Raw genomic sequence first — 11,989 nt, 5'->3', positions numbered from 1 at the left:
TTTATATCTCTCCTATTTATCCTTTTGTCCTTTTTTGGGATTTACAATTTGCGATCCTGCCATTTTATTAACAGCTGTGCCCATCGCATAAGTCGCAAGCTGTCCACCAATATTTTTTCCAGACTGTTCAAGAATCCCCATCACAAAATCTCTGCCTTTCTTTTTCTGGGCTGGTGTTGTATCCCTTAATAAGTCACTATAACGCTTTTCTAATTCCAGGCGACTTATCTGCGCTCTCAGCTCGTCATCAGACATTCTCTTTGATGCTTTCTTAGCTGGTGGATGTTTTGACGTAGCAACTTTCGTTTTACCTGTCTGTCCACTATTGCTTTCGGTATGACCTCTACTTCTTGCTAATTCTGCCTCAGATCGACGCACTCCCCATTTCATTCCAAGAATGCCATGATGTTCCAACACGTCTTCATTGTTCACTTTGATGCACCTCCATTACTTTTTTTTTACTTTTCAGCAGCTACGTTTAATCTCCATTCGTATTCGCTAATCTGCTCTTTATAGCATTCAAGAACTGCTGAACTTAACGGTGGATCGAATACAAGTTTTACTTTTAAATAAATATATGACTTTACAAGATTAAACGTTGCGTCATCATCCACGAACTCGGTCCACACTGCTGTGCTATCTTTAATCTCAAATCCCTCAGCAGGTCCAACTCCTAATTGAGACAGAATTGAAAATGCGGAATTGATATGTATGATCAAATCTGCATCAAACGCCTCATCATCAGCAGATATTCCGCCAATCATTTTTTTGATAGAGTTTAAGATACTCTGTGTAATTTCCATATGACTGATCCTTTCAATTCTGGACTTTAATATATTCTTTTTTGCAATATCCTTCTGCACCGGCAGCCGTATACACCTTGTAAAACTCGTCGTTAGATAAATCCATATCAATCATTACCTGTTCGCCAGCTTTGATCGTCGTTACTGGTGTAGATGTAAGATTTGCTTCTGATCTGACATTAAGTATTTCGCAGTCAGTCACGATTCCACGAACACTGTTCTCTTCTTCATTTTTAGCATCAATGCCCGCTTCCGGAATGTGTGCTTCTGTGTTGTTTTCTGTATGGTTTTCTACATGCATGTTACGTTTTTTTTCTTCTTTCTTATTATCCATTGTTATCCTCCATTATGCCGCCATGGGCAAGTATCGTTTTTACTTCGTTCTGTTGATGAACATTGTATAAATAATGTTTCATCGCCATAATGTATTGCATTATGTGTTGTCAAAGTTGTACTAATTAAAAATTCTGGATTTAGCAGATAACCGGTTCGATCATAAATATCTTCCTGTGTTATTGGGTTTATATGATGAATCAAAATTTTTCCGTGTATTTCATATCCATCAATTCCAAGATCACATCCATTATCTCTAATGATGACCTGTCGTCGAACCTGCAACCATTCTTTTGACTTATAGAAAGCCTGGTTCAAATATCTGTCAAACCCAAATGTTTCAATGCCAACTGCTCCATCTAACTTGAGATACTTGAATCGTTCTTCAAATGTACGAAGCCGCGACATTTCAGAATATGTCCGTATCGATATTGTCATCACCGCCTTGTCCACTGTATCCTCGAAAAGCATTTAATGCATTTTCGTATAGTTCTTCTACTCGTTCTGCGGATTGCAATGCTTTTGTTTTTGCATCCAAAAGATCTCTTTGCTCTTCCAAAATCTCTTTTTCAAGTCTAGCTTTTGTCGATCCTCGTTTGACAAATTCTGTTATAAGTTGTGAAGATGCTGTTCCATCCCTCAACTGTTGCTCAGCTAAATCCATAGCCAATGCTATCATCTGGTTTTCTCTGGATTCCGGCGTCAAAGCCGGTCGCATTTTTCTAGGTGTATTTTCTGGCTTTGACTTTTTCACACTTTTACCTCCATTCGCTTGGTGAATATAGCAGTATAACCTTTTTTATAGCCAGTATTTAAGGTGGTTTATACGAGTTTTGGATTATAATTTAAAGGAGAAGTATCATGCAACACACTACTGTTTATGAAAAAAAAAAGGACTATCTCATAAAACCACCTTAAATACTGGCTATAAATATAAAAGCGGTTCTCAAAAAATCCCTCTGGGGAATTTTCAAAGACCGCCGCGATGTGAGAGGGGGTATGCATTTTTAGCACCCCCCTACTATACATTTTCTTTCTGTATACTTTATTTTTTATTGTGTTATCTTTTTATAGATACCTAATTCATCATATTTGATAATTTCATCTATCGCTCTCTCTGTTTCTTTATCATTTTCTTCTTCTGATAATTGATCAGATGTTCGTGCAATTCTTCCGAGATATGCGGTAGAATGGTATCCTTTTTTCTCATCATACAAGAACCATTGTGTGAAATCACTAAATGGATTAAAAGGATTATCAAATGTTGTCAGTGCACATCTCATTCTTCTTGTCTCCTTTCTGCTCACGCATTAGTTTTTAAGATACTTCATTACTGTTGAAGTTGAAATGCCAAGTGATTCTGCAATTTCAGCAGTTGTGTAACCTGAAGCTGCGCGCGCTTTAATTAAATTCTGTTTTGCAGAACTAAGTGTTGTGGTTGCTCGCGGTGTTGCTCGCTGACGTATTTTATCGATGTCCGTGTTGTTAAGAATCTGTGTAAGTTTGTTTTCACTGATTGCTCCAGCCTGAATTGCTTCCCATTCTTTATCAGTGATATCAATCGTTGTTCGCTTAGCACCAACAGAAATACGAGCTGCTAATAAAGCCTGCTGACTTGCTTTTTTAATTTCTGATTTGTCCATGTCCGGATTCTCTTTTTTCTTTGCAGCAACGGTTGCATTTGCCATGATCTGGGCTTGCCTCTCTCTAGGGGCATTCCGTAGTGCTAGGTTTAGCTTACCCATAAGAGAGTCTACCTCAGACTGATAAGCGGCTTTAGCTGATGATGAATACGCTATCTTCCCAGTACCAACCATCTCTTTTCTCGCCCGGTTTGCCAGGGCTTTCATATAATTCGCATAGTCAGCATAGACTTCCTCCTGTGGGGTACCTGATGAAAGAGTACGAGCATCTCTTGTCTCTGCCATCTTTGTGCTTTTTTGGGTCCTTACCTGTATCTTCCCATTCTTATCAACATACTCTTCCTTTACTTCTTTGTAACTCAAAGAACCATCATCATTGATAATGGGGGTGCCTCTACGTTTCAATACCTGTGTCTCTGACTTAGCTCTTGAAAGTAATGTTGATGCACCTTCATGATACTTACCATCGGCATCTACGGTACCCTGGTACTTCTTTTTCAATGATGCTATATCATTATCGATCTCGGACTGTTTGTAATCCAGCTTATGTTTCTCAGCATCGATAACAACCATACTATGCCTAACCGCTTTTGCCATCTCATCAGATGTTGCTCCTTTTAATGTCATATCAGTAATTAAGTTTGAGACCTTTCCCATTTCAGTCTGTGTATTTTTCATGATCCGAATCTTCTTCCCGGATTCGTTATAATAGTCTTCGCCCTTTTTCACGGTTCCATATGACATCTTAGGATCAAAATCTTTAAGACCTTCAAGTGGATTTGTCGATGTAATTTTTACTTTACTCCGAGACGAATTACACGGAATAACCATTACAGTATCACCATCAAAGTCAGCTCCGGATAATCGTTCAGCTACTTTGGAATTTATACCGATTGCATCGGCAGGATTATTACCTAACACTCGACGCCCTTCCGCCTGCTTATTATTAACTTTTAAGATAGGTATCTCAAACGTGCCACCATGCGGAAACCGAACCAACGCAACAGTTTCTCCATCTGTAAAGTTCGGTGCATACACTTCATTATCTTTAATAGATGTCAACGGAAGGATGACCTGATAACGCTGACGTGGTAATGCTGCCGCTTTCAAATGAACTGCTGCGGAATCACAATCATCAGCAAAGGATTTTAACAGATTCTTTTTTACAGTTGGATTTGTAAGTGAACAGATTTCATCAAATTCCGCCTGTTTATCAGACATGGCAAGTCCTAACTGTTTTTTTATCAGCGATATACTCTGCTTTGCCAAAAACTGTGATGGCAAATTTCTTGACCACTGATCCCAATCTCCTTCTTCTCGTGCTTTATTGATAAGAGATAAGTGCTCTTTACCATCTTTTCCAATATAATAACTTTGTCCGCCATGTTCTTTGATGAGGGAACCAAATGGATTATCTGGATCAGCTTTTATCTTTTTTAAAACATCGGTCATTGGCGTACCGGATTTCTTGTTCGTATTGAACATAACGTCCACGCCATCTGGAAGATTATCTGAATAAATCGCCATACCTTTTAGATAATGTGTTTTGTCAACCATGATACGGACCTGTGCGTATCTTGATTCTCCAAGAGACAAATCCTGTACACCTGGTCTGATTTCAATGACACCATCTTTTTTAATACCTCCGTCTTCAGCATAACGAATCGCCAGACGTTTAGAGCTCATGCTCTCCGGATACACAAATGATTTATGAAAGGTCTCGCCGCCATCGTAAGATATGTAATCCTTAACTGAATGAATGTTATCAAAATCATATATAGCGCTTGATGTCTTTTTTCCATCTTCGTTTACTTTATATGGTGTTCCAGGAGGACATAAAACCTTGATGTTGGTCTGTTTTCCTTTATTCGTTACCTGTGGAACTCCACCTCCAAATGTTTCATAACCCTCCATTTGAAGAATATAAAGAGCCTGATTCATCTTTTCCTTAGAAACACCAAGCTCACGTTCCACTCCTGTACCAACATCGATCATTCCTTTTTCATTGACCATCTTTTTCAGAAAATCAGCTGTCTTCTGAGCCTGATTCATACGAACTTCGGAATTTGTATTTAACAAAGAACGTACAGATGAGTCATTTTTAAATCCCATCTTCTGTGCAATTTCGTTTAAGCTGTAACCTTTTTCCCGCAATCCTTTTGCTGTTTCAACCTGAAGCGATCTACGCTCATCCTTCGCCAAGCTCATCTGAGTCCTAAGCTGAGTTGTTGTCAATCCCATACTTTCAGCTATCTGAGTCTCTTTCATTCCAGATTTCTTAAGTTCTCCGACACGGGCTAAAAAATCACCACTGTGCTGATATGGATTTTCTCCAGAACCCCAGGGATAACGACCGGATCGTTTTGGCATACCATAATGTGCTAAGACATCATCTTTGTTTTCCCATGAATTATCCATTGTTATCCCTCCTGTTCCTTAATCTTGTTAAGCACTTTATTAAAAGTTATGATCTTATCCATTATTGGAACAATTTCATCAGCTTCCGGATTGTGATAAAAAATTTCATCATTTTGGTATATTCGCAACTCAATATCAATGTCAGATGGCTTAATTCCATACTCCAAACAAAATAAAGCTGTATATATCTCAAGCTGTTCCATATGTGCTGGAATCACACCTGTTTTCAAATCATGAATACGTAACATTCGATTCCGAAAACATATTGAATCAGCTGTTCCAAAACAATTATCGGAATAATATAGCACCTGTTCTGGAATCATCCGAAATCCAATTGCATCATTCACATACATATTCAAAGTTTTTGCAGATTTCGGGAGCTTCTGTCCAAGTGATATACATTGTGCTGCAAATGCATGATAAATTGTTCCCTGCTGAGTCGCTTTGAATCTCAAATAAGATTCTGCTATTTTTTCTTCATCGTAATTAATCCAGTGATATTTACTGGCTCCAAGAAAAGCGTGCTGCCCTTCAAGTTTGGAATGTTTGTTGAAGTTCATTCAATACTTCCTCCTTATTTTCTGGACATATGAATCTTGAGAAGGACATCTCATTCATACGCCTGACATAATATTCCTGATTTGGCTGTTTTTTTGCACTCGCACTTTTCTTACATTCCAAAGAAGCCCACATGTCGTTATACAAAATAAGAATATCCGGAATCCCCTGAATATAGTTTGCATCATTCTTCATGACAATGCATCCGGGAAACCGTCTCTTTAATTCTGCAACAAGATTTGCCTGAAATTTACTTTCCAGCATAATCAGAACTCCTTTCCTAAAAACGTAAAAGAAAATGGATATTTTATCCCTTCTCTTCATAAAAGGGTATGTTTTTTTCGCGCGCAAAAAAATAGGCATAAAAAAACAGAGATACTGTTTAAGTACCTCTGTCTGGTAAATTATTAAATTATTGTTGTGCTCCTGCCTCTATCAGTTTTGCAGATATCCTTGCTGATACTTCTGCGTAATACGCAACCTCGACATCTGTTAATTCGTCTTCACTGATATTGTTCATCTTCTGCATAGTATCTGTATACTTGACCATGTAACTCGCATAGTCGGCAAGCAATGATGTTGTATCGTCAGATTCATTATATTTTTTCATAAACTCACAGTATTCATCAAAGAATGCTTCGTAGTTATCCATTGCTTCTTTAAATTCCGGTCTAATAATGTCTGTACTACTAACTGTTGCGTCGGTTTGTGCTGAACTCTCAGTATCGGTTGACATTGTTGTACTGTTTTCAGTCGACTCTATTTCTGTCACTTCTGTTTCAGTTGCTTGTATACTTTCGGTCTCTGTTGTTTCTGATTCGTCAACAATTTGACAAGATATGTCAACTGCTTTTATTTCATTATTGGTCGTTATGTCTAAATAATATTTTCTATTAAGCGCATATGCTAAATACATCTTATCATCAGTTCCAATATCCCCCTCGTAATGAACATCATCAAAGCCAGCTGCCTTACAAGCTTCAACATATGCTTCGTACTCATCATCTGTAAAATTGGTAACGCGAAAATAATATTGACTGCCACCATCTGGTTCTATGATTGCCACTTCACCGTTTTTGAAATAATCCTCTGTAACCGGTAAAAGATCTGAATACTTGATATCGTCTTCGGATTCAGATACTGTTGAGTTTATATCTGTATTTGCATCAGATGTTACATTACTCTCTTCACTCTTGTCACTTCCGCATCCAGTCATTAACAACATTGCCATGACCAGAATCATTAATGTTTTTAACGTTCTTTTCATATCTCATTCCTCACTCGGTAGTTGTTTCAGCATCATTGCTAACGAACACTGAAATTTTATCGCTTTCTGAAGAATAACCTGCCGTAACAAAGTAGCCATTTGTATTATAGGCTTTGTAATAACTATTGTCAGAATTACTTGTACTATCAGCCTCTATATCTGTAAAACCATTTTTCTTGCAGTCGTCAATATATTTTATGTACTCATCATGGGTTACCCCATATCCAGAGAAAGCAAATACATCAGTATTATCAACATCAACATTTACTACTCTGAACTTTGTTTTAGGAATAAGTTTGCTTATATCGCTATCGGACCATTCAAAAATATCTTGGCCTTCATCTAATGTATATGATTGTTGATTATTTTTAAAATCATATGTCATCATATACATCTTATTGTTGTCACCAATATATGCTACCTCAACTGAATCAGGCTCCATTAATTCATATTGCTGAATGTTTTCAACTAATGTATATGTCCCATTAATCACACAAGCGGTGCTTTCAGCTGTTTCCCCTGGATCTGCAAAATGTCTATTATATCCCAAAATATAAATAGCTTTCACGTCATCATCAGTCCAGTCTCGTTCTGCTGCCAGTGCATCAAATACTGAGCGCTGATCATCTGTAACATCTGGTTTTTGTGTGAATTTCATTTCTACATCACAAATAGTATATGAACTATTATTTGTATAACTAAAAGCTACTGTATTTTGTCCATCTATTATCCCGCTTTCAACCCTCCAATCAATGTCTTTAATATCAATTGGATAGTCTTTACCTGTATTGAACGTACCGCCATCTTCGTTTACATCAGTATTTATATCTGTATTGGCATCAGATATTACATTACTCTCTTCACTCTTACCATTTCTACATCCAGTCATTAACAACATTGCCATGACCAGAATCATTAATGTTTTTAACGTTCTTTTCATATCTCATTCTCCTTTTCTCGTTTTAGTAACGACACTTTACATTGTAACATACTTAACCTGTAAATCCAATACCATTATTTCTTGGATATCCAAGAATGGTCAAATGCCCACTTTTATTTTCCACTTTTATATATTTATTAAACTTTTCACTCACACTAATAGAAAAATAAAGTGGGAAAGTGACCAGAATGGATATCCAAAAATTCGGAAGCCGCATAAATAGCGGGTTTGCGGGCTTTCATTTCTGGTCAAATCCATTTTTAAAAGTGGGCAGAAACCGGACAAATGGCCAAATTTTACCCCAAAATGATTAAATGGATATCCACAAAATACCCATTTTCGTCGTATTTTGACCACAATCCCACTTTTATTTCAAACAAAACTGGGCAGAAAATGACCATAAATGGATATCCAAAAATTATTTTGATTAATTGGATATCCAAGAATTAGCTCACTGCATCCAATAAATTCTTCTGCATCCGCAATCCACGCCGCAAAATTTCGGCTTCACTGAGCCCATATTCAGTCGATAAGCGATCTAAAATAGATTTTTCTTCTACTGATAGGCGCAAACGATACTGCAAATCCTTTCTTCCGCCGTCATCTCTAATCGGTCTGCCACGTTTTTTCATCAAAATCACCTCCAAATTTTACCTGTTCGCTGATCCCGAATTATAATTCTGCTTTCAATATGAAATCCAGACAACTCACAAATAGCAAATATAGTATCAAGCAGCTTATGAAAACGTATATCTTCATTTGCTTGATCCTCTTTTTCAACATTTTTAATCGCCTGGTAAGCAGTTGGATCTAAATACCCCTCAGCATTCCTTTTATCATCTTTGTTCATCCATACCTCCTACACATTACACAACAATCTGTATCTTACATTCTGCATATGTTTTTATTGCAGCAATCTCTTTTGCTCTCATATTACATATTTCTTTTGGAATATATCGTCTCTGGCCTTTCCATAATAATCTGGTTTTTTCACCGCAGGTTGTAAGTACCGACATCTGATCGTTTCGAAAAATTTTATACTGTCCAATAATATCAGAAACAGTTACTGCATCATCTAACTTTATTCTCCGCGCTTTTCTCATAATTCTGTCTCCGACGTTTCGTCTGATTGATCTGATTTTCCACCAACCTCTTTGTCATAATCGAGAAAAAGTTTATATTTTTCAACATCAGCACACCATTTCGCTGCATTGCACTTCTCGATACACTGACAAATTCTGTGCACAACAACATCAACAACATATAAACAAATACCAACCAATAATCCGATATAAACAATATTTCCTAAAGACATAGTTATTCCTCCTCACCTTTTCTACAGTTTTCATTTTTAATCTGTCCCAGTAATGTTTTTAATTCTTCATTCTCCGAATTTAACTCATGAACTGTTGCTTCCAATTCACTAATTACCATAAGTTGTCTATCAGTAACCATAGTCTGAAGAATTATCGTACAAAGCATAACAATAATTACTACTATGTTATGTTTATTCATTCCTGCGTTCCTTTTTCTCCAGTACCTCTGCTATAATCACTAATCGCTGCCACGCTGCTACTTCCATCTTCATAATCTTTAAAACAATAACCACAAATCAATTCACTATAAGGCAGCTCCTCAATCCACTTACAGAAATCACGCCACTCATCCAGCTTATGATCCTTACGAGATTTATAAATATTCGCCAACACCTCATAATTTATCATCACATTACGAGTCTGGTTGTAGCTGCTCGGAAGAAGCTGAATCATCTGCCACCAGAACTTTTTGTCTTTTGTTCTAAGATAAGCTTCTCGGTTCGTATTTAATACTCCAATAGTGATTCTTAAAGCATCCAGAGGAGAAAATATTATCGGGCATTCAATCGATCCATTTTTAGGCGGGTCTTTATACCAGATAGCATCGTTATTATCTCCGATCCAGTCTGAAATCAAATGCTCGCAACTGAAATCATCCAGCGTAAACTCTTTCTCCTGAATCTTATGCATGGTACTACAGCTATTAGCAACTGTACCAACCTTGTAAGTATCAAATTCTTTCCACCAATATAAAGGTGCAGTAATTCTTACATACACCGGCATCATTCTCATGAACTTTCTATGATCTGTACCAGCGTTAGCTAATCGCTGCATGAGGGTATAATCATTAATTCCCATATAAAAGTCATTTTCCTTACTATCTGTACGGCATCCATTATTTTCTTTCTCGCAAGATCCGCAACACCCTTTAAGCAAATAACTGCATGCTTGACTATCACTCTTCTCCCAGCTATTCATCGGATTACGCATACCCTCAATAATAAACTCCATCTGCTCTGGACTCGCCAGAACTACATGCTCTACTTTAATCATTTTTGTTTCCTCCTCTCACGCTCCAATTTCACATCAACTGCTTTTTGCATATCTTCCTCGCTGATGTTAAAAATGGACTTCAGAAATTCAAGACCGATATAAGCATCTGCCATCTCTTCTAAAAGTCCAATTCTATCATCATATCCCCAGATCTGCTTACTGACCTGCTGTTGAAGCTCTGCAAATTCTTCCATAGCAATTGTACATTTTGTTCTCTATGGCTGAGTCTCAACACTTTTACGGATTATACGTCGTCGATCTTTTTCCGACAGTTCAATGTCGCTATTCATCCCCTGGATAAATTTACTTCGATCCATTGACATCACCGCCCTTTTATTAAATTGGTTGTAAAACCAGCGGTGCATAATTTGTTGTCAATATCAAGAAGATCATGGACATAACTACGCCTTTCGTTAGTAGTACAACCTCTTTTCAATTCCGGAACGGTAAATGTCTCTTCATCTAAGAGAAGACATTTTAAAATAGTAACGAACGTTTTACCATTTCCACGACCATTCTGGAATGAATTAAGTTCGCCTTTTAAATATTTCTTCTGCCAATCACGTAATTCAAATCCGAATACACTTTCAATTCGCTTGAAATCGCCAGATAATAAATCACCCCATTGAACTTTCATTTTTCTTTTCACATACTCAGCCTCAATAATTTCAGCAAAGCCATTCGGAGCCTCTTTGAAGTATCTGTTAATTTCAACCCTTTCGAGTGACGGTGTAATCACATACAAAATTCCAACCGTATCGAAATCACCATTTTTCGGATCTACCAGAAATTCTTCCGTATAAACTTTATATGCTCTATCTGCCGGCACGTAAGGCATAGTAATCGGATACAGCTCGTCCATGACGGTATCAATCAGTCCGCTGTGATAAGGTGCATTAGGATTGTTAATATTGACACCGTGATAGCGATCGACATCTATGTACTCAACGGTGCCGTCAGCATATACGTACTTAAATAAGGAAGGCATGCGTTTGCACTGATAGTTGACCTCTTCACCTTTCAGACCGCTGATGTCGGAAATATCGTTCCACACGTCATCGGTATCATCAATCGGAAGAAGCGGTTTGTTATTGATGAGACGGTTCAGAATTGCTTTGGTAAAGCCGATTGACATGCCGGAATGATCATCTTCGCAAAGACTTTTAAATGCTTTTAATGCACTTTCATAGCAGGCACAGCCATAGTCCCACTCGCCGTCTTTTCCGTCCGGCTTTTCATGCTTACAAGCTAAACTTATTTCATTTTCAGCCCACAATTCCATATTGGACTTCTCACGACAGGACTCCAACAACCGGTTGCGATCATCAATGTATTCATTTGCAAATATCTTTCTGCAATTACCTCCAAAAGATTCAACAATTTCCGGAAGATTGTCATTTACAGCATCAAACATCAAACCATGCTCTGCACACCATTTGACAGCTTCGTCCAGTCGATCGTCGACTCTGTTTGTCCAGAGAATAAGCTTTTCGCCGTTAGCCTGTCTCTTTTTCAGATAGGCGATTAATTCTTTGTTCGGATCACCGATTTCTGGATATTTGTTGACACACAAAGTTCCATCAAAATCTACTGCTATAATCTTATTTTTCATTTGTTTATACCTCTCTTTTTTTTTCAAAAATAAAACCCACAAGTCA

General features: G+C 37.5%; 19 protein-coding genes. All 19 read right to left on the bottom strand.

From position 1 onward, the window contains the following. Nucleotides 1-12 precede the first annotated feature (12 nt). A complete protein-coding gene (locus H8S51_RS05840; protein WP_186899009.1) occupies nucleotides 13-432 on the bottom strand; it encodes a DUF7211 domain-containing protein in 420 nt (139 codons plus the stop codon). A 26-nt stretch (nucleotides 433-458) separates the two neighbouring features. Next, nucleotides 459-803, bottom strand: a complete 345-nt coding sequence (locus H8S51_RS05835; RefSeq protein ID WP_186899010.1) for a phage head-tail connector protein — start codon at nucleotides 801-803, stop codon at nucleotides 459-461. A gap of 13 nt (nucleotides 804-816) precedes the next feature. Beyond that, nucleotides 817-1,137 (bottom strand): SH3 domain-containing protein, encoded by a 321-nt coding sequence (locus H8S51_RS05830; RefSeq protein WP_186899011.1) that lies wholly within the window; start codon nucleotides 1,135-1,137, stop codon nucleotides 817-819. 2 nt (nucleotides 1,138-1,139) lie between these two features. Then, nucleotides 1,140-1,574, bottom strand: coding sequence for a hypothetical protein (locus tag H8S51_RS05825; RefSeq protein WP_241070927.1), 435 nt, complete (start codon nucleotides 1,572-1,574; stop codon nucleotides 1,140-1,142). Continuing rightward, complete coding sequence (locus H8S51_RS05820) at nucleotides 1,546-1,890, bottom strand: NUDIX hydrolase (protein WP_241070926.1); 345 nt, start codon at nucleotides 1,888-1,890, stop codon at nucleotides 1,546-1,548. Before H8S51_RS05820 ends, H8S51_RS05825 begins: the two co-directional genes overlap by 29 nt. Nucleotides 1,891-2,188: 298 nt before the next feature. Next, a complete protein-coding gene (locus H8S51_RS05815) occupies nucleotides 2,189-2,419 on the bottom strand; it encodes a hypothetical protein (protein WP_186899013.1) in 231 nt (76 codons plus the stop codon). Between the two features lie 27 nt (nucleotides 2,420-2,446). After that, nucleotides 2,447-5,197, bottom strand: coding sequence for a helix-turn-helix domain-containing protein (locus tag H8S51_RS05810; protein WP_186899014.1), 2,751 nt, complete (start codon nucleotides 5,195-5,197; stop codon nucleotides 2,447-2,449). A 2-nt stretch (nucleotides 5,198-5,199) separates the two neighbouring features. Then, complete coding sequence (locus H8S51_RS05805; RefSeq protein ID WP_186899015.1) at nucleotides 5,200-5,757, bottom strand: PD-(D/E)XK nuclease family protein; 558 nt, start codon at nucleotides 5,755-5,757, stop codon at nucleotides 5,200-5,202. Beyond that, nucleotides 5,729-6,019: a hypothetical protein gene (locus H8S51_RS05800; RefSeq protein ID WP_186899016.1), complete on the bottom strand. Its 291-nt coding sequence runs from the start codon at nucleotides 6,017-6,019 to the stop codon at nucleotides 5,729-5,731. Before H8S51_RS05800 ends, H8S51_RS05805 begins: the two co-directional genes overlap by 29 nt. Nucleotides 6,020-6,167: 148 nt before the next feature. Further along, nucleotides 6,168-7,022, bottom strand: a complete 855-nt coding sequence (locus H8S51_RS05795) for a DUF6591 domain-containing protein (protein ID WP_186899017.1) — start codon at nucleotides 7,020-7,022, stop codon at nucleotides 6,168-6,170. 10 nt (nucleotides 7,023-7,032) lie between these two features. Further along, nucleotides 7,033-7,962 (bottom strand): DUF6591 domain-containing protein, encoded by a 930-nt coding sequence (locus H8S51_RS05790; protein ID WP_186899018.1) that lies wholly within the window; start codon nucleotides 7,960-7,962, stop codon nucleotides 7,033-7,035. Nucleotides 7,963-8,408: 446 nt separating this feature from the next. Beyond that, nucleotides 8,409-8,594: a hypothetical protein gene (locus H8S51_RS05785; protein ID WP_186899019.1), complete on the bottom strand. Its 186-nt coding sequence runs from the start codon at nucleotides 8,592-8,594 to the stop codon at nucleotides 8,409-8,411. Nucleotides 8,595-8,599: 5 nt separating this feature from the next. Beyond that, a complete protein-coding gene (locus H8S51_RS05780) occupies nucleotides 8,600-8,812 on the bottom strand; it encodes a hypothetical protein (RefSeq protein WP_186899020.1) in 213 nt (70 codons plus the stop codon). Between the two features lie 16 nt (nucleotides 8,813-8,828). Continuing rightward, nucleotides 8,829-9,065 carry a hypothetical protein gene (locus H8S51_RS05775; protein WP_186899021.1) on the bottom strand — a complete coding sequence of 79 codons (237 nt, stop codon included), beginning with the start codon at nucleotides 9,063-9,065 and terminating at the stop codon, nucleotides 8,829-8,831. Then, a complete protein-coding gene (locus H8S51_RS05770; RefSeq protein WP_186899022.1) occupies nucleotides 9,062-9,277 on the bottom strand; it encodes a hypothetical protein in 216 nt (71 codons plus the stop codon). Before H8S51_RS05770 ends, H8S51_RS05775 begins: the two co-directional genes overlap by 4 nt. A gap of 2 nt (nucleotides 9,278-9,279) precedes the next feature. Then, nucleotides 9,280-9,477 (bottom strand): hypothetical protein, encoded by a 198-nt coding sequence (locus H8S51_RS05765; protein ID WP_186899023.1) that lies wholly within the window; start codon nucleotides 9,475-9,477, stop codon nucleotides 9,280-9,282. Continuing rightward, entirely contained in the window at nucleotides 9,474-10,331 is an 858-nt protein-coding gene (locus tag H8S51_RS05760) for a hypothetical protein (RefSeq protein WP_241070925.1), read from the bottom strand. The genes H8S51_RS05765 and H8S51_RS05760 overlap by 4 nt, the downstream gene beginning before the upstream one ends. Next, nucleotides 10,328-10,525, bottom strand: a complete 198-nt coding sequence (locus H8S51_RS05755) for a nucleoside triphosphate pyrophosphohydrolase family protein (protein WP_241070924.1) — start codon at nucleotides 10,523-10,525, stop codon at nucleotides 10,328-10,330. Before H8S51_RS05755 ends, H8S51_RS05760 begins: the two co-directional genes overlap by 4 nt. Before the next feature lie 128 nt (nucleotides 10,526-10,653). Continuing rightward, nucleotides 10,654-11,943: a hypothetical protein gene (locus H8S51_RS05750; protein WP_241070923.1), complete on the bottom strand. Its 1,290-nt coding sequence runs from the start codon at nucleotides 11,941-11,943 to the stop codon at nucleotides 10,654-10,656. Between the last annotated feature and the right edge of the window lie 46 nt (nucleotides 11,944-11,989).

This window comes from Roseburia rectibacter (genome assembly GCF_014287515.2).
Taxonomy (GTDB): Bacteria; Bacillota; Clostridia; order Lachnospirales; family Lachnospiraceae; genus Roseburia; species Roseburia rectibacter.
The sequence above is the reverse complement of the archived record's forward strand: the minus strand, read 5'-3'. Positions and strand labels throughout refer to the sequence as shown.